The sequence below is a fragment of the Mycolicibacterium baixiangningiae genome (assembly GCF_016313185.1).
Lineage (GTDB): Bacteria > Actinomycetota > Actinomycetes > Mycobacteriales > Mycobacteriaceae > Mycobacterium > Mycobacterium baixiangningiae.
In genome coordinates, this window is the sequence record NZ_CP066218.1 from 5,813,627 (window position 1) to 5,831,956 (window position 18,330).

The 18,330-nt window shown below is 67.7% G+C and carries 14 protein-coding genes and 2 pseudogenes; 12 read left to right on the plus strand and 4 right to left on the minus strand.

Translation table 11 applies throughout. From position 1 onward, the window contains the following. Positions 1–62 precede the first annotated feature (62 nt). The 5 genes from I7X18_RS27605 (at position 63) to I7X18_RS27625 (ending at position 5,315) form a co-directional block, all read left to right on the plus strand. Positions 63–980, plus strand: coding sequence for a LysR family transcriptional regulator (locus tag I7X18_RS27605; RefSeq protein WP_193045595.1), 918 nt, complete (start codon positions 63–65; stop codon positions 978–980). Between the two features lie 9 nt (positions 981–989). Further along, on the plus strand, positions 990–1,418 hold the full coding sequence (locus I7X18_RS27610; protein WP_193045594.1) for a hypothetical protein: 429 nt from the start codon (positions 990–992) through the stop codon (positions 1,416–1,418). Positions 1,419–1,761: 343 nt separating this feature from the next. Next, entirely contained in the window at positions 1,762–3,054 is a 1,293-nt protein-coding gene (locus I7X18_RS27615; RefSeq protein WP_193045593.1) for an HNH endonuclease signature motif containing protein, read from the plus strand. Positions 3,055–3,523: 469 nt separating this feature from the next. Continuing rightward, positions 3,524–4,453 (plus strand): serine hydrolase, encoded by a 930-nt coding sequence (locus tag I7X18_RS27620; RefSeq protein WP_193045592.1) that lies wholly within the window; start codon positions 3,524–3,526, stop codon positions 4,451–4,453. A gap of 94 nt (positions 4,454–4,547) precedes the next feature. Further along, complete coding sequence (locus I7X18_RS27625; RefSeq protein ID WP_193045591.1) at positions 4,548–5,315, plus strand: DUF1906 domain-containing protein; 768 nt, start codon at positions 4,548–4,550, stop codon at positions 5,313–5,315. A gap of 6 nt (positions 5,316–5,321) precedes the next feature. Here I7X18_RS27625 and I7X18_RS27630 read toward each other — a convergent pair whose 3' ends face one another. Further along, positions 5,322–6,425, minus strand: coding sequence for a coiled-coil domain-containing protein (locus tag I7X18_RS27630; RefSeq protein WP_193045907.1), 1,104 nt, complete (start codon positions 6,423–6,425; stop codon positions 5,322–5,324). A gap of 99 nt (positions 6,426–6,524) precedes the next feature. Further along, positions 6,525–6,728, minus strand: a pseudogene (locus tag I7X18_RS27635) (FMN-binding glutamate synthase family protein); the annotation flags it as partial. Between the two features lie 109 nt (positions 6,729–6,837). On the opposite strand from I7X18_RS27635, the gene I7X18_RS27640 reads away from it, so the two are divergent. Beyond that, positions 6,838–7,308, plus strand: coding sequence for a MarR family winged helix-turn-helix transcriptional regulator (locus tag I7X18_RS27640; RefSeq protein ID WP_193045590.1), 471 nt, complete (start codon positions 6,838–6,840; stop codon positions 7,306–7,308). Positions 7,309–7,638: 330 nt separating this feature from the next. Further along, the gene (locus I7X18_RS27645; RefSeq protein WP_193045589.1) at positions 7,639–8,466 is read left to right on the plus strand and encodes a CmcJ/NvfI family oxidoreductase; all 828 of its coding nucleotides are present in this window, start codon (positions 7,639–7,641) and stop codon (positions 8,464–8,466) included. A 46-nt stretch (positions 8,467–8,512) separates the two neighbouring features. Here I7X18_RS27645 and I7X18_RS30185 read toward each other — a convergent pair. Both I7X18_RS30185 and I7X18_RS27655 read right to left on the minus strand, forming a co-directional pair. Continuing rightward, a pseudogene (locus I7X18_RS30185) lies at positions 8,513–9,650 on the minus strand (glutamate synthase-related protein); the annotation flags it as partial. Between the two features lie 12 nt (positions 9,651–9,662). Continuing rightward, positions 9,663–10,817, minus strand: coding sequence for a glycoside hydrolase 5 family protein (locus I7X18_RS27655; RefSeq protein ID WP_232375352.1), 1,155 nt, complete (start codon positions 10,815–10,817; stop codon positions 9,663–9,665). Between the two features lie 484 nt (positions 10,818–11,301). Between I7X18_RS27655 and I7X18_RS27660 the strand changes: the two genes are divergently transcribed. The 5 genes from I7X18_RS27660 (at position 11,302) to I7X18_RS27680 (ending at position 18,323) form a co-directional block, all read left to right on the plus strand. Further along, the gene (locus I7X18_RS27660) at positions 11,302–12,384 is read left to right on the plus strand and encodes a GGDEF domain-containing protein (protein WP_193045587.1); all 1,083 of its coding nucleotides are present in this window, start codon (positions 11,302–11,304) and stop codon (positions 12,382–12,384) included. Between the two features lie 117 nt (positions 12,385–12,501). Beyond that, positions 12,502–13,593: an acyl-CoA dehydrogenase family protein gene (locus tag I7X18_RS27665; RefSeq protein ID WP_193045586.1), complete on the plus strand. Its 1,092-nt coding sequence runs from the start codon at positions 12,502–12,504 to the stop codon at positions 13,591–13,593. Positions 13,594–13,596: 3 nt separating this feature from the next. Next, positions 13,597–14,790, plus strand: coding sequence for an acyl-CoA dehydrogenase family protein (locus I7X18_RS27670; protein ID WP_193045585.1), 1,194 nt, complete (start codon positions 13,597–13,599; stop codon positions 14,788–14,790). A gap of 3 nt (positions 14,791–14,793) precedes the next feature. Further along, on the plus strand, positions 14,794–17,196 hold the full coding sequence (locus tag I7X18_RS27675) for a CaiB/BaiF CoA-transferase family protein (RefSeq protein WP_193045584.1): 2,403 nt from the start codon (positions 14,794–14,796) through the stop codon (positions 17,194–17,196). Between the two features lie 203 nt (positions 17,197–17,399). Continuing rightward, positions 17,400–18,323, plus strand: coding sequence for a LysR family transcriptional regulator (locus tag I7X18_RS27680; RefSeq protein WP_193045906.1), 924 nt, complete (start codon positions 17,400–17,402; stop codon positions 18,321–18,323). Positions 18,324–18,330 lie beyond the last annotated feature (7 nt).

The following is an 18,330-nucleotide window of genomic DNA, read 5'->3' on the forward strand; positions in this document are numbered from 1 at the left end:
CCATGTGTGTAATGAGGGTTTCGGACATCATCCATGCGAGTCACGTATGCCTAGAGTGGGTCATGGCCGAAGTGACACTGGACGGGCTGCGGGTCTGCCGTGAGGTGGCGCTGCTGGGATCGTTCACGGCCGCCGCGCATTCACTCGGCTACTCCCAGCCCGCCGTCTCCCGCCAGGTGGCAGCCATGGAGTCGGCGCTCGGTCAGCGGCTCTTCGTCCGCGACGTGCGAGGAGTGAGGGTTACGCCCGCCGGTTCGATGCTCGTCGAACATGCCGCGGGCATCCTCGGCGGACTGACGGCGATGCAGCGAGATCTGCACGCCCTCGGAGACCGGCTCGGCGGACGTGTGTCCGTCGGCGCCTTCCCCGCCGCGATGTCGGTCCTGCTCCCCCGCACCGTCGCACTGTTGGCCGTCGAACATCCCGGCCTCGTGGTGGCGCTGACCGAAGCGTCGACACCCGCGCTGCTGCGCGACCTGCGCGGGGACCGGCTCGACGTCGCGGTCATCGGCGCAGGCGCCGGATTGCCCGACTACGACCTGCGCGGCCTGCACACCAGCCGCGTGTACACCGGAGACCTCGTCGTGGCGGTTCCGAGCGGGCACCGGCTCAGCGGGTCGGTAGAGGTCGGTGTGCGGGAGCTGACCGCCGAGCCGTGGATCGCGGGTACCGGGTCGGCGGGTGATCCACAGTTCACGGCTTGGCCGACGCTCACCGACCCGTTCATCCGGTATCGGGTGCGGAGTTGGCCGGCTCGCCTCGGCCTGGTGGCGGCTGGTCTCGGCGTCTGTCTGCTACCCGAGATGGCGGCCGGGTCAGTGCCCGCAGGCGTGACGACCGTGCGCGTCGACGATCCGGCGTGGCAGGGGCGCAGCACGGTCGCGGTGACGAAAGCAGGTGCGGACGAGACCGCACACGCGGTTGTCGCCGCGGTGCGCACGGCCGCCGAATCCCTCAGCAATGACTTAGTCGCGCGTTAGGGTCGACGGATGCGCATCGTTCGCCGGTCCGTCACGGCTCTCATCCTGACCGCCGGTTCACTCGGCACGGCGATACCGGCCGCAGCCCAGCCCGCGACACCGACCATCACCCAGGTGCCCGAACGTCCCCAGGCCGACGGTTTCACGTCGTTCGTCGACAACCCGGCGATCGTGGATCCCCGTCCGCAGGGCATCGAGTCGTGGAGCCGGCTGCCCGACGACCGCGCGATCATCGTGCGGTTCACAAGTGGCACGCCCGAGTGTTACGGCGTGCACGCCGAGGTGCAGGAGACGGCCGACATCGTCGCGGTGAAGCTGCGGCAAGGCACGCTGCCCGAAGCCGTCAACCGGGCGTGCATCGCGATCGGGGTTTTCGCCAGCCTGCCGGTCGGACTCCAGGCGCCGCTGGGAAACCGGGCGGTCGTCAGCATCACCTGATCAGGTGGGGAGTGCGATAACGGCTGACAACACACGCCTAGTCACTCATCAGTTGTTGTGTGCATTCGGACGGCGGAACCCAGCGCACGACAGTATGGCGGTGAACCTGTTGCTGTTCTCTGGTTTCGTGGCCCCGATTGGTTTATTGGTCGGGGTAGAGGGTTGGTCAGAATGGACTTTGGCGACGGTGGCGGGGTCGTCGACGGGGTGGACCGTCGCGTAGTCACGGCTTACAACCGACCAGGACAACCCGTCAACCTGCATCAGTCAGACCCAGAGTCACGACCCGTCGCGGTGACGCTCTTCCATCATCAATGTCAGACCCTGCTGCGATGATGGTGTTATGACTTCAGCCGCAGCATCTTTGGTCGATGGGGTGCGCCCTGTTGATCGTCTCGAGGTGTTGTTCGAGGAGTTGGCGGAGCTGGCGGGGCAGCGCAACGCCATCGATGGACTCATCGTGGAGATCGTCGCCGAGATCGACCGCGACGGATTAGGTGGCATCACCGGCGCTCGCTCGATTCCAGCGCTGGTGGCGTGGAAAACCGGGTCGTCGTCAACGAACGCCAAAACCATCACCGCCGTGGCGCAACGACTCGAAGAATTCCCGCGCTGCGTGCAGGGTCTGCGGGAAGGGCGACTGTCACTGGACCAGGTCGGGATCATCGCCGAGCGGGCCGGTGCGGGATCTGATGCCCACTATGCCGAGCTGGCCGCCTCTGCCGGCGTCAACCAGCTACGCACCGCGCTCAAACTCGAACCCCCACCCGAGCCCTCACCCGCCCCTGAACCCGAGCCCGAACCCGAGCCCGACGCCGAGCCCGAGCCCGAACCTGATCCGCGGCCGTGGATCACCAAGGACAGCGATGAGCAGTACACCTACTGGCACATCGCCCTTCCGCATGCGCAGGCCGCAGCATTCGATGCCGCCCTGCAATCCCATCACGACGGGCTGATCGCCCAGTGGAAACGCGACCACGGCGATAGCCCGGCGGCTGACCGGCCACCGATGCCCACCCGCGTCGATGCGTTCACCGCACTCGTCGAAGCCGGATGGGACGCCGAAGCGGCGCGGCGCCCCCACGGACACCGCACCACCGTCGTTGTGCACCTCGACCTCAAAGACCGCATCGCCGCACTGCATCTGGGACCGCTGCTCACCGATGCCGATCGCCGCTACCTCACCTGCGACGCCACCTGCGAAGTGTGGTTCGAACGCCACGGCCAGGTCATCGGCTCCGGACGCACCACCCGACTGATCAGCCGCACGTTGCGACGCGCGCTCGAACATCGCGACCGCACGTGTGCGATACCCGGGTGTGGCGCCACCCGAGGTCTGCACGCCCACCACATCCAGCACTGGGAAGACGGCGGACTCACTGAGCTGGACAACCTCGTGCTGCTCTGTCCCTACCATCACCGGTTGCACCACCGCGGCGTCATCACCATCACCGGACCCGCCAGCCGCCTGACCGTCACCGACAGCACCGGACGACAACTGGAGTCGGGATCGCTGGCCCGCCCACCCAACCAGCCCCCGCCCACGGTCGCGCCCTACCGAGGACCCACCGGAGAACGCGCCGACTGGTGGTGGTACACACCCTTCCAACCCCAGGCTCCGCCGACCACCAACTAGGCCGCGCCCGGCGGCTGCCATGCCAACACTGAACAGGTTGGCGCACACGGCTATTTGACGCGCTACCCGTTGGCACAGCGCCGCGGAATCACACCGAACCCGTACCGGCACGCCCGTTACTCTCGACCTTCGCGACGCCCGCCCCACAATCCGCACCGGCGGTACGCGCCGTGATCGAACCCCGAACCCTGCATCCTCGACCTAGTTGACCAGCTCGCGGCGCAGCCAGCTGCGCGTTGTCGGGCAGGGCGAACCGTCCGATGAGCGTTGGGTCATCAAGGGCGATTCCAGCGAGATCGCCCGCCCGCACGCAATCCACCGACGGGAGTCTGCCGCAGCGCAGCCGGCTCCCCCTAACGGGCCTCGACCTCAATGCACACCACACCTCTGCGTGAAGCCGCTTACGCTGGGTAACCCGTGGGCCAGCGTTGACCCCGCTTGCTGTTCAGGATCTGCTCGGAGGAGATGTATGCGTCAGCGGCTGCCGAAATGGGCGACGGCGAGAATGGCGATCGTGGGTGTGGCGCTGCTCGTAAGCGGCTGTGCGGCACAAGTCTGGGGTACGCCGCCGGCCGCTGAGAGCACCCCCCAGGCGCCAGTAGTCACCCCGCAGGCCTCCCTTCCCGTGCTGCCCGAAGCCCCACCCACCCCGCCGACGGCGCCACTTGCCGGACTCGACGCCCGCGTGCAGCAAGCCACCGCCGACGCGGCCGCTTCCGGAGCCGACATCGAGACCGTTGTGCTGGACCGCGACACCGGTCAGACCTTCGCCGGTGGGGGCAACAGCCCCTTCCCGATCGCGTCGGTGGTGAAGCTGTTCATCGCCGACGACCTGCTGCTGCAGGAGTCGGAGGGCAAGACGCAACTATCCGCTGCCGACCGCAAGTCGCTCGACATCATGCTGCGGTCTTCCGATGACAGTGCGGCCCAGATGTTCTGGGACCGCAGCGGTGGAAACGCCGTCATCGCGCGCATCAAGGCCCGGTACGGATTGGCGGGCACGACCGCGCCCTACAACGGGCATTGGGACGTCACGCAAAGCACCGCAAGCGATCTCGTCCGCTACTACGACATGCTGTTGGACGGCACCGGTGGCCTGCCACCCGAACAGGCCAACGTCATCATCAGCAACCTTGCGCAATCCACACCGACGGGAACCGACGGATACCCGCAGCGGTTCGGCATCCCCGAGGGACTTTATGCCGAGCCGGTCGCGGTCAAGCAGGGCTGGTTCTGCTGCTGGAGCGGCGGTAACCAGTTGCATGTATCCACCGGCACTTTCGGACCCGGGCACCGCTACGTGATGGCCATCGGGTCGCTGGACCCCACCGGCGCCGCCGCCGCCCGCGAGAACATCACTCAGGCCGTCAAGACGATGTTCCCCGGCGGCAAGGCCTGACGGCGCCGGATTCGGGATAACGGTGCGGTATCGAACCGGCGTGGCCCGCCCATGATCACCGCGATCACATCCGCCACATTGTTAACATCTCAAGGTGCTGATATCCCGGCGTGACGCACTGCGCTGCGCCGCCGCGGCGTCCGCGCTCGCCGGACTCAGCGCGGCAACAGGTGCCTGCGCACCCACGGCAGCGGCCGCCGCACCCACACTGATCGACTACGCGATGCGCCAGATCCCGGCACAGGACATCCGAGCCGCCGGGCACGCCGGCGTCATCAACTACGTCTCGACGTCGCGGCCTGGTTCGTCCTTCGGCGCCAAACCGATCACCCTGCCATACGCGAAGTCGCTGGCCGCCTCCGGTTTGGTGATTGTCAGCAACTACCAATACGGCAAGCCGGGCGGGACAGCGCCGTCGGACTTCACCCGCGGGTACCCCGGGGGCGTCGTCGACGCTCGCACCGCTTGGCAGCTGCACACCGCCGCCGGTGGCGGCCAGAGTGCACCGATCTTCTTCAGCGTCGACGACGACATCGACCGCGAGGCGTGGAATACCGTTGTGCTGCCGTGGTTTCGCGGAATCAATTCGGTGATCGGAGCGCAGCGCACCGGGATCTACGGGGGCATCAAGGCGTGTCAATGGGCTGCGGCCGATGGTGTCATCGGTAGGTCGCGTTCACCTGGCCACGTGTGGGCCTGGCAGACCCGGTCCTGGTCCAATGGCCAGATGTACCCCGCCGCAGTTCTTTACCAGCGCATCATCGACACCGCATCGAATCCGGGACCGGTGGTCGGGGGCATCCGCGTCGACGTCAACGACGTCCTGGCCCAGGACTGCGGCCAGTGGAACCTGCATCCGTGATTCGGGTCAGCGGCGTGGCGTCACGGTGATGTGCACGTGGTCGTAGTGGCCGTATCCCGATGCTTGGGGACCGGCCGGCGTGTAGTAGGTGCCGCGCCAGATCACGTCCTGTAACCCGAATCGGCCTGCATTACTCAGCGCGTACTCGAGGATCTGGTCGCCGAGCGCGATGCCCTCGGGGCTTTCGGGGTTCGGGATCATGATGTCGATCGCCAAACCGCTCGGATGCCACGGTTTCGAGTCCGGGCGGACTCCGTCGATGTCGGCGATCTGAGGGAACTGTTGGCTGACGGCCCTGGCGGCCAGGATGGTGTTCGGCTGCAAACCGGCTTCTGACGCGACGCCGCTTGGCAAAGCCTCCGGGTTGGCAGCTGCCGGGGGCGGAGCGACGTCGCCGGGGGGCACGCCGGGTAGCGCGGCGATCGCCGGGCCTGGCGGGGCGGCCGCATTCGGCAGAGGTGCGTTGTCGACGATCGCTTGTTGTTGCGGTGTCAGCGCCGCGTACTGCGCCTCCGCGGCGGCGATCTGACGCAGAAGTTCGCTCAGTTTGGCCTGCAGTTCTGCGCGAATGGCGGCGGCCGACTCGGCCGCGGCGCCGGCATCGGCGGCCGATCTCTCCGACGCCTGGGCGGCGGCGGCGGCACGCTCACGGGCCGATTGATAGGCCTTCATCTGATCGGCGATCCCAGCGCCCACCGTCCGTTGCAGCGACAGCTGATCGATCAGCTGTTGCGGGGAGCCCGCCGTCAGCACCGCCGCGAACTGACCGTCGCTCCCACTCATGTAGTTCATCGCCGCGATCCGGTCGGCAGCGGTCTGAAGGGGTGCCAGCTGCGAGTTCGCGATGTCCAGGGCGGCCAGGTCGGCACGATGGCGGTCAACGGCCGCCGTCTGCTCAGCGAGTTTGGCTTCGGCATCGCGCTGGGCGGCTGTGACGGCCTCGCGACTCTGCACCGCCTGCTGGGACAACTCGTTGAGCCTGGACAACGCGTCAGCCGCCGGGTCCGCCTCGACGTCGCCCACCGGCATGCCCATCGACGCAGCCACCACCAGGACTACGGTCGCAAGACTGCACATCGCTCGCCGAAGAGAGTGGCGCACCCCGGTCACGCGGATTGTCACGGCCCTTCGCTTCGAGGACCGATCTTTGGTCCGGCTGTCGATGTCCCGGGCAAGGCTACGAACCGACACCGACGATGTCTACTCGGCGTTAAGCGGCGTGGCTGTGGTCCGGCCGTCGAGGATGTCCACCGAATCGGTGCCGATCAGCCCGGGGTGGTGCACTCCGCAGGCCTCGGCCACCCTGACCAGATCGCGGCGCAACACCTTCTGCGCCTGGATGCATCCGATCGCGAGCATCGCCTCCCGCGCGACGTTGATCATGTCGCAGCCGAGCGCGAACGCGACCACCGCGGCCAGCAGCGCAAGCACGCCGATGAGTTGGGCTGAGGCGCACATGGCTCGGCAGCACCCGAATATCTATTCAAGGATTGCCTATGGATTCATAGCCTAAGATCGGGCTATGTCCGGCCAGGAACAGTCCGCTGATCCAATCTTGGAACTGGCCTCCGCTTTACGTGACCTGACTTGGACTGTTCAACGGATGGAGCCTGCGGAAACGGCTGGCCTGAAGGCTCTGCCGGCTCTGGATGTCGCCGTGCTGAAAACCATCTATGAGCGCCCTGGGATGAGCGTGTCGGCGGCTGCAGCTGAACTGACGATGCATCCCAATAACGTGAGTGCTGTTGTGAGGAAGCTCATGGTTGAGGGCTTGGTCAAGCGCAGGACCACGCCGACCGACAAGCGTGTGACGGAGCTGCATCCGACCGCCAAGGCCCTCAAGAATCGAGACAAGATCTCCGCGGCATGGTCGCGGCACATCGCCGACGTGATCGCGCGACTCGATGCAGAACGCCGCGAACAGCTGGTGTCCGCGATACCAGCCGTACAAGCGTTGGTCGCCGAATTGCGAAGTCTCGATACGCCGAAGTGATGCTCTTGGACACGCGGCACTCGGGCACACGCTGACGCCAAGAACTGCAGGTGCTCGCAGTGATCGCCTTCACCCTTCCGTTGTCGTCGTCATGCTCCCAGGCCCCCGCCCCCGGGGCGACGTTGCGAAGAGGCCATAACCGCAACCCGGCAAATGACCTGCGGCCGAGTCGAGTGGTTGCGCGCCGCGTCTGATGAGAGAGCCCCGCGATTCGCCTGCATCCGTTTGCGTTTGAGCAGATATCTATTTTGACATAGGTTTTCTGACAGCCTACTGTTCCCCATCGGATCGCAAAGGACTGTCGGTCCGAACTAGGCGAGAGGCGGAGCAATGACGTACGTGGACACGAAGACAGGAAAAACCTTGGAGGCGAACCTCAACTTCGCCGCTGACAAGTACCACGAGTCGACCGAGAAGTTCTTGATCGCCGAGATCGTTTCCGAGCCCAAACCAGTCAAGGTGACGATCACTGATGCATGCACCCTGGCTGATCCTCCACGACTCGAGCGCGAAGGATTTGAGGTATTGGATTCTCCAACGTCAGTGGTTGACTTCAGCGACCTGGAAGCTGTCGAAGAGGCGTACGTGCCAGAGATGTGTCGGTTCATCCAGCAACTGACCGGTGCCGATTGCGTCGTGCCTGCGGGCACGCACTACCTGCGCTACGGAAACCGATGGAACGCTGACGATGGCGTTGTCCTGGCGCCCGGAACGATCATGCACTCCGACGTCACGGACAAAGACGCCCAGTGGTTCATCGACACCCATCCGCCGACCGAGAACCGGAAGATCCGCCGAGCAGTTCAGCACAACATCTGGAGGGCGTTCTCGACGCCCCCGCAAGATGTGCCGCTCGCCGTCTGCGACGCGCGCAGTTTGGACCTCAACGACATCACCGTCGCGGAGTACCGGAGTGATCCTGACGCCCGAGAGCAATTGGTGTTCGAGACTCATGTTGCTCGGTACAACCCCTCACAGCGATGGCTCTTCTACTCGGAGATGAACCGCGACCAAGCACTCGTCTTCGTTCGTCATGACACCGATCCCTCGGAGAACAAGGTCCTATTGCACGGCGCCTTCGCTCACCCCGATGCAACGCCCGAGTGGACGCCCCGATCAAGCATCGAGTTCCGGACCCTCGCCTACTGGTACGAATGAGGGCCGGGAATCAAAAGTGTTGCGAAGTCCTCGACGAAGTAACCGATCACCCCACCGCCGTTGCGGACGGCGGAGCGGAGCCACCCGCGTCTTGCCTGCGGTCATCATCCGGGTGATCTCTTCGCAGTCGGCGGCCGACGGCAGACCCATGCCGGGCCTGTACCCGTACACATCGTGCAACGGCGTGGCTGTGGTCCGGCCGTCGAGGATGTCCACCGAATCGGTGCCGATCAGCCCGGGGTGGTGCACTCCGCAGGCCTCGGCCACCCTGACCAGATCGCGGCGCAACGTCTTGAGGTGATTCGCGACTCGCTCGGCCTTGACCTCCGGCACCAGACCGCGCGACAGCCAGGCGTTCTGCGTGGCGACACCGGTGGGACAGGTGTCGGTGTGGCACTTCTGCGCCTGGATGCAGCCGAGCGCGAACGCGACCACCGCGTTGTCCGGAAGGCCGAGCTTGCCACCCCCGATGAACGTGACCTGCTCGTGCAGATCCCGCTCGGCGAAGATCCGGTACACCTGCGCGAAGCCCAGCTGGAACGGCATCGAGACCGAGTCGGTGAAGATCAGCGGCGCCGCACCGGTGCCGCCTTCGCCGCCGTCGATCGTCACGAAGTCCATACCGCGCCCGCTCTCCCGCATGCAGTCGGTGGGCTCGTTCCAGAACTCCAGATCCCCGACGGCCGCTTTGATGCCCACCGGCAGACCGGTCTCGGCGGCGAGCAACTTCACCCAGTCGAGCAGGCTGTCGGTGTCGGAGAATTCGGATGCCGCGGGCGGCGGCGATCTCCAGGGCGCGCACCGGCGCCCCGGTTGAGCGCCTCAACGGCGTTGCCCGACAGCGAGCCGAAGCTCATCGCCGAGATGTTGACGACGGAGGCGGGCCGGAACGCCCCGGGACGGTTGCGTGCGGCGCCGTTCCGGCCGAACGTGCGGTGCTTGATCACCGGATAGCCGCTCGAGTGCTCGACGTCGTTATCGGTGCCGAAGCCGAAGTAGTTGTTCTCCTTCTTCGACGACGCGTACACCCAACGACGCTGGTCGCGGGTGAACGGGCGTTCCTCGTCGTTTGCCGCGACGATGTACTGGCGCAGCTCCGGACCGACGGCCTCGAGCAGGTACCGCGCGTGCCCGACGACCGGGAAGTTGCTGCGGAGGTGGGCGTGTTTGCGCTGGAAGAGGTCCCCCGGGTCGCCTCAGGTCGGGCCGACGCGGCCCGTCAGCCACCGGATCGTCCGGACTTCGCTGTCCCGATAGGGCTGTCCGTCGGAACGCAGAATGTCATGGAACCAGACGTCCGGTGGTGACGTGTACGGCCTGTCCCACGAATCCCACGGCAGTCGGGTCTGGGTCTTTCCCGCGATCAGACCCCAGTTGTAGGCACCGACGTTGCGCCGTCTGGCGACCGGCAGGACCCCCTCGACGGTGCTGCCCAGGTTCCGGGCCAGGTATTCGGTGCACACGATGGGCCGCCCCAGTGGCTGGAGTTCGGCGATCCGCGCCTCGAATTCGCTGGGATCGCCGTAGTTGTGGAACGTGATCACATCGGAGTTGTCGAGCTGGATGCGGTTGATCGTGTTGCGGCGGGCGGGGTCCGCCCACTCGCCGTCCCACACACCGCTGGTCAGCGGTTGAGCGGGAGCCACCTCGCGCGCCCAGCGGAACACCTGCGGGAGCAGTTCCGCGACCCGCTCGACCTTGTCTCTGCGTTCGACCGCGCGGTACTGCTTGGCCGGATTGTCCGGTTCGTTCCAAAGGTCCCAGCCCAGAACGCGCTCGTCGTTGCGGAATTGCCTGAGCACGCCGGTGACGTAGTCGCGCAGGACATGCCGGTAGCGGGGATCGGCGATGTACCGGGCGCCCGGACCCTGCACCCACCCGGAGTTGTGCACGCCGGGCCGCGGCGGGTGCTGACGGCCCAATTCGGGCAGCGGATCCCAGCACGAGTCGAACAGCACGAACAACGGCCTGATGCCGTGGCGGGCCGCGATGGTGACGAACTGCGCGAGACGGCGCGAGAATCCGTTGCGGTCCTGGGCCCACAGCTGGTCGTGCAGGAACACCCGGACCGTGTTGAGCCCGATCCGGCTGGCCAGCAGCAGTTCGCTGTCGATGCGCCGCCGGTCGAACGTGCTCGCCTGGAACATCTCGAGCTGGTTGACCGCCGTCGAGGTGATGTAGTTCGCGCCGACGAGCCAGCCCTGCCCCTGGTACCAGGCGTGGGCCCGGGCCGCCGACCACCGACCCGACTCGGCCGAGGCGCGGGGCAGCCGGGACACCGCGGCGGACGCCGTGAGCAGTGCCGGCAGCGTGAGCGCCGCGCGGCGGCTGTGCTGGGGTACGCGTGTCACGCAGCAGTGTCCTGCTTTCGGATCTCGGATTTGGGGCACCATCTCCCCGGCGGATGGCGGAGGGACGCGACGGTCCCATACTGCCGTCGGACCTGGGTGGGCCGAGCGCCACAACTCTACCGGTGCGGATTCGCCGGGCCGCCCGGAAAACCCCTCGGCAACAGGCGCTTTCAGGCGGCGGTGTGGCATATGTCACGGACAGGCTCCCAGTCGCAGGAGTCTCAGTTCTCCCCGACCGACACGGCGAACGAGTTGCCCGGCTAGCAGCGACAAAGTCGCTCGGTTGTCGCGGGAATTGGTCGACCGACGGTCACAGCGACGGTTCAGCGACTTTGTCGCTAACAGTCGGGCAAATTCCGTCAATAACTCCGGCGCCGCCGGGTGTTCCGCACAAAAGAATCCTGTCGTTCGAAAACTCCGACGGCCGGTCGCGCTGTAGCGTGGGCAAACACGCAGCGGGGCGTGGGGCCTAGGGGAAACGTCGATGAATTGGGTGGAAAAGTGGTGGCGGCAGCCGGACCACTTTGACTGGCTCAGCGGCTACCTGCAAATGCGCGGGATGGCGGGGCCGATGCGCCGCGGGCTGGCAGTCGTCGCGGCGTCGTTGGCGCTGGTGCCGGTGAACGCGTTGTGGGGGCCGGCGTCTATCGATGACCGGATTGCGCTGGGCTTCGCCGTCGTCGCCGCCCTGGCGGGGCTGAGCCTGGCCGTGCTGTGGTTGAAGCGCTGGCCGACCCGAACCCAGTCGGTCCTCTTCGCTGCCATCGGCAGCGTCACCATCGCCAGCGGATGCCTCTGGCAGGCCAACCCGCTGATCGGGTTGATGTCGTGCACGGCGCTGGCGGTGTCCGGGGGCTACATCGCGTTCTTCCACACGGCCCGGTACATGCTCATGAACTTCGTGCTGGCCATGGCGGTCGGAGCGTGGCAGGCGGTACGGGTGGCGCTGGAGGGGGAGCCCGTGCTCGCCCTCACCGGTTACTTCCTGGTCCTCGAACTGAACATCGGCGTGCCCTTCGCCATCCAGGTGGTGGTGCGCTCGCTGGGCACCGACCTGCTGCGATCCGACCGCGATCCGCTCACCGGGCTCCTCAACCGGCGGGCGTTCACCCACGCGGTGGTCGGGCGGCTGGTAGCCCGCGCCGACCGGGCACACCTGGCGGTGGCGCTCATCGACCTCGACCGGTTCAAGGCGATCAACGACGTCCACGGCCACGCCAGCGGTGACGCCGCGCTGGTCGACGTCGCCGACGCGCTGACGGCCGCGTGCGCGGATACGGCGTTGCTCTGCCGGATGGGCGGCGAGGAGTTCCTGATCGCCGACATCGTGACATCGGCGGTTCCGACCGAATGGGCTCAGGGCCTGTGCGCCGCGGTCCACTCGACACCGTTTCGCGTCACTGCCAGCGTCGGTACCGCCACCGTCCCGCTGCGCGACGTCAAACCGGACGCGGCCGACGAGACGTTCCACCGACTCGTCACCGACGCCGATGCCGCCATGTACACCGCCAAGCGGCGCGGCGGGAACCAGATCCAGCACGCCGGGAACACGCGCGCGACGACATAGCCGCACCCCGCGGTCCCGCATGTCGCCATCGGAAACGCGAGGGTGTCGCAAGTCGTGATGTACACCCGCCCGGTCGGCGCGGAAGCTGTCAGCGACGACAGGGAAGGCGGTCCGCCCATGACGATCGACGTCACCGAACGGGAAGCGCTGCGGGAGGCGGTCCGCGATCTGCTGCGCAGCCGGTGCACCGAGCAGGATGTGCGGCGCGTGCTGGCCGGTGACGAGGGTTTCGACCGCGACCTGTGGCGCCGGCTGGCCGACCAGGGTGTCACCGGCATCGTCATCGACAGCGACTACGGCGGGGTGGGTCTCGGCCCCGCCGAACTCGAGGCGGTCGCCGAAGAAGCCGGGGCCGCCCTACTGCCGTCGCCGTTCATCTCCAGCGCGGTGCTCGCCGCCACGCTCATCGCCACCGCGGGCTCTGAAGAGGACAAGCAGCGGCTTCTACCCGGCCTGGCCGACGGGAGCGCCATCGGCACGGTCGCGGTCACCGGGAAGGCGGGCACCTGGACCGCCGAAGGCGTCGACGTGCGGGCCACCGGCACCACGCTGACGGGTGCCGCGCACTACGTGACCGACGGACAGGTCGCCGACGTCCTCCTGGTGGTGGCCGACGGTCCCGACGGCATCGGCGTCTACGAGGTCGACCCCGACGCCACCGGCTTCCAGCGTGTGGCCGCGACGGTCTTTGACCCGACCGTGCGGCTGTCGACCTTCACCTTCGCCGACACCCCGGCGCGGCGGCTCGGCACGGCCGGCTGGGAGGCCGTGCAGCAGGCGCTCGACCTCGCGGTGATCGCGCTGGCCGGCGAGCAGTCAGGCGGGGCCCGCCGCATCTTCGAGATCACCGTCGCATACCTCAAGACCCGCATCCAGTTCGGCCGCCCGATCGGCAGCTTCCAGGCGCTCAAGCACATGGCCGCCGATCTCCTGCTGAAGGTCGAGTCCGCGACGTCGGCCGCGCAGAACGCCGCCACCCAGCAGGCCGCCGGCCTCGACACCGCGGGCGGGGCCGTCGCGCTCGCGGGGTTCGCCTGCGCGGAGGCCTATCAGGACACCGCTGCGGCGGCCATCCAGATGCACGGCGGAATCGGGTTCACCTGGGAGCACCCCGCACACCTGTACCTGCGCCGCGCCCGCACCGGCATGCAGTTGTTCGGTGGGCCCCGCCTGCACCGCGAGCGCTACCTTCTGTCGAAAGGCGCCTGACCCATGACCGACATCACTCCGAGCGCCGAGGACCTGCGCGCCGAGGTGCGCGCCTGGCTCGAGCAGAACTGGACCAGCCTGCCGAAGTCGAAAGATCCTTGGGTGGCGTCCCCGGAGCGCGTCGCCTGGCTCGAGAAGGTGCTCGACGCCGGCTACGCGGTCCCCACCTACCCGACCGAGTGGTTCGGCCGCGCCTATCCGAACCACCTGGCCGCCGCCATCGAGCAGGAGTTCAAAGCGGTCCGGGCCCCCGGCGCCCGCCGCGACAAATACAGCATCCCGGCGAACACCGTGCTGACGTTCGGCACTGACCGCATCAAGCGAGAGTTGTTGCGGGACTTCCTCACCGAACGGGCCAGTACCTGCCTGCTCTACAGCGAACCCGGTGCGGGGTCGGACCTCGCCGGGGTGCACGCCACCGCGGTCCGCGACGGTGACCAGTGGGTGGTCAACGGGCAGAAGGTGTGGACCTCGGGTGCGGCGACGGCCGACTACGGGTTGCTGCTGGCCCGCACGGACTGGGACGTACCCAAGCACAAGGGTCTGAGCTTCTTCATCCTGCCGATGAAGCAACCCGGTATCGAGGTCAGACCGCTGGTGCAGATCACCGGCGAGTCCCACTTCAACGAGGTGTTCATCAGCGACGCAGAGGTTTCCGACGACTTCCTCATCGGCGGCGCCGGCAACGGCTGGCGTGTGCTGCAGACGGCGTTGGCCTACGAGCGCTCCATCATGGGCGACGGCGGCCGCGGATCGCGCAACAGCTCACGCGCCGACAGCCTCGTCGAACTCGCCCGCGCTCACGACCGGCTCGACGATCCGGTGATCCGGGACTCGCTGGCAACGGTGCTGGCCCTGCGAGAACTCAACCGGCTCAACAACGCCCGCGCGAAGGCGTCGGCCTCCCAGGGCACGTCGAGCTCCATCATGTCCCTCGGCAAGCTCGCCATGTCCGGCATCCTGCACACCGAGGCGCGGGTGAAAACCGACATCATCGGGGCCGAGGCGCTGCTGGCCGGACCCGACAACCCGGAGGCCGACGACATCAACTTCCTCACGCTCAACGCGTATTTCACCTCGATCGGCGGTGGAACCGATCAGATCCAGCGCACCATCATCGGTGAGCGCGTCCTCGGCCTGCCCAAGGAACCCGAGGTCGACCGGGACATCCCGTTCCGCGACGCCCGGCGGAACTGACCGATGACCCAGCCCTACGACACCACCGCCTACGACCCTCCGCTGGCGGGCATCCGGATCCTCGACCTGTCCTCGGGACCCATGACCGCGGTCGGTCGTCTCCTCGCCGACCTCGGCGCGCACGTGACGGCGGTCGACCTGGCCGGCATCACCGCGGACACGCAGGTCGGTCCGCGGTTCGGACCGGTGGCGCTGGCGACCGCGATCAACCGGCTCGGTGTGGCACCCGCCGCCATCGACCCGTCCACCCCGGCGGGCCGGCACCAATGGACCGGATTGCTCGACACCGCCGACATCCTCATCGAGGGCTCCCGGCCGGGTTCCGGCGCCGAACGCCGTCTGGCGGTCGACGAGATCCGCGCCGCCCACCCGGGCCTGGTGGTGTTGTCGCTCAGCGACTTCGGCCGCGACAACGACTTCTCGAGTTGGCAGGCCACCACCCCGGTGCTGCACGCCTTGACCAGTGAGCTGTCCCGATCCGGTATCCCGGGCCGGGAGCCGCTGATCCCGCCGGGCGAGCAACTGCCGTACCACGTCGCGGCCGCCCAAGCGGCGGTCGCGGTGCTCAGCGTGCTGCTCGACCGGCTGCGCACCGGCATCGGCGACCGCATCGACTTCGCGATCGTCGAGGGCGCGATGCAGGCACTCGACCCGCCGTTCGGGACGATGGGGACGGCGTCGGTGGGAGTGCCCGTCGCTCAGCAGCGGCGCAATTGGGCAGCCGAGCGGCTGCGCTATCCGATCGTGCCCTGCTCCGACGGCTACATCCGGATCTGCCTGCTGGCCAAACGCCAGTGGCACGGGATGTTCGAATGGATGGGCCGCCCAGAGGAGTTCGCCGATCCCCGGTTCGAGGGTCTGCGGGATCGACTGACCTCGGCCCCGCTCTGGGCCGCCATCGAGGCGTTCTGCGCCGACAAGTCGCGCAACGACCTGGAACGTCAAGGGCAGCAACACGGTGTGCCGACCGCCGCGGTGCTGAGCATGACCGAGGCACTGACCACCGACCAGGTCACCGCGCGTGGTTTCTTCGGCGACGTCGAGTTCTCCCCCGGCCTCGTCGCTCCCGTTCCGCGCGGTGTCGTCGAAATCGACGGACACCGCGCGAGCACCACCACCGCACCCGGCGGCGACGACGAGCGGCCGGCCGGTGCGCCGATTCTGTTGCAGCGCAATCGGACCGACCAGGGTCTGCCGTTGGAAGGACTGCGGGTGCTCGACCTCGGCGTGATCGTCGTCGGCGCCGACACGGGGCGGCTCTTCGGTGATCTCGGCGCCGATGTCATCAAGATCGAGAACGCGGGGTTCCCGGACGGCATGCGCCCTGGCCGCAGCCTGATGAACGCGAGCTTTGCGGGCGGGCATCGCAACAAGCGCTCGATCGGCATCGATCTGCGGGCCCCCGAAGGCCAGGCCCTGGCGCACCGATTGGTGCGCGACGCCGACGTTGTGCTGACGAACTTCAAACCCGGCGTCGCGGCGGGACTCGCCATGGACTTCGACGTGCTGAAATCGGTCAACCCCGGTGTCGTGGTCGTGGACAGTTCGGCGTTCGGCCCCACCGGTCCGTGGGCACAGCGCCTCGGCTACGGCCCACTGGTCCGCGCGGCTGCCGGCTTCACGAAGCAGTGGGTCTACCCGTCGGATCCGGATGCGTTCTGCGACACCGTCACCGTGTATCCCGACCACGTGAGTGCCCGTATCGGCGTCCTGGCCGCACTGAGCCTGCTGGTGCGCCGCGAACGCACCGGCCTCGGCGGCGCGGCCAGCATCGCGCAGTCCGAGGTGATGCTCAGCCACCTCGCCGCCGAGATCGCCGGCGAGGCGCTCGTCCGCAGCGGCCGCGTACGCTCCGACGTCCCTACGCACGACGCACCGTGGGGTCTGTTCCGCGCGGACGGCGACGACGATGCGTGGGTGGCCGTCACCGTCCGCGACGACGCCGACTGGCAGGCGCTCTGCCGGGTGCTCGACCGCCCCGACCTGGCAGCCGACCCGGAGCTGAAGTCCCGCGCCGGCCGGGACCGCAACAGAACCCGCATCGATGCGGCCGTGACCGAATGGACGGTGCGCCACCCACCCACCCGCGGCATGGAGCTCCTGCAGACCGCCGGCGTGCCCGCGGGCGCCGTCATGCACGCCGCCGACCTGCCCGGGTGGGATTTCTACGCGCAGCGCCGCGCCTTCCGCGAGGAGCTGCATCCGCACGGCAGGGAGCCGTACGTCCTGGAGAACGCCCAGCTGCACTCCGAGCGGATCGCCGACCCGCCGCTGGGCCAGGCGCCTCTGCTCGGTGAGCAGACCATCGAGATCGCCACCACGCTGCTCGGTCTCGACGAGGCGGCCGTGGCTGATCTGCTCGCCCGCGGCGTACTGCAGACGGCACCGGAGGCACATCGGCTCTGAGGGGCGGTGTCGGTGCACGCGCCTTGTGCTGGGTTTCGACACCACGGCTGTCAAAAGCCCGCCCGACGCACCGATCCACAGCCCTGGTGTCGAAAACCAGCACAAGCGCGGTGAAGACACTCCACTGGGAGACAGCCGGTGGGTGCAGGACGGCGGACGCGTTTCCGTACGATTCAGTCAAACGAACTGTCGGACGAGGTGTGTTGGAACTCGATTTCACGCGACTGAAGTATTTCGTCGCCGTCGCCGACGAACTCCACTTCAAGCGTGCGGCGGACCGGCTTCGGATCACGCCCCCACCGCTGAGTAAACAGATCAAACTGCTGGAGCGCGAACTCGGCGGCGCCCTGTTCGAGCGGAACTATCACGAAGTCCGGCTCACCCCGCTGGGTGAGCGGCTGGTCGGTCCGGCCCGCGACATCCTCAGACAGGTCGACGACTTCAAGGCGACGGCGGCCCAGACCCTGCACGGTGCGACGACGCTGCGGATCGGCGCGACGGCGTACGCGCCGTCGGACCTGCTCGGCCAGGTGGAGGCGGCCGTCGCCGACCTGCCGAACCCGTCGGTGTTCAGCGTTCCCGGGTCGGCCGCCGAGGTCATCGCCAAACTGGTGTCCGGGCACCTCGAGATCGGCGTCATCCACCTCCCCGCGAACGACAGACGCCTGGCGCACCGGGTCATCGCCACCTATCCCGGTGCAGTGGCGGTCCGGTTCGACGATCCGCTCGCCGCCTACGACACCGTGACGGTCGAGCAGCTGCGGGACCGTGAGGTGGTGATCGACTACGCCCGTCCCAACCCGGTGGTGTTGGCCGCCCTGACCCGGCAACTCAACGCCCGCGGTGTGAACCGGATCGTCCGCACGACGAATCAGCGTGGCGGCGAACTGGAGATGGCGGCGCAGGTGTCGCACCGGCACCTGGTGGCCGTCCTGACGTACGCGCCTGCCTCGGCGATCGGCCGGATCTTCTCGCCACCGGAGTTCAAACTCATCCCGATCGACGAAAGCACCTGGCCGCCGGCCGAGATCGCGCTGGCGTGGGCGCGTGAGCGGTCGACGTCGATGCCGGAGATCGAGCAGGCAGTGGACCGGCTGGCGGGTGCGGTGGCGACGGCGCGCACCTGAGGGGCGC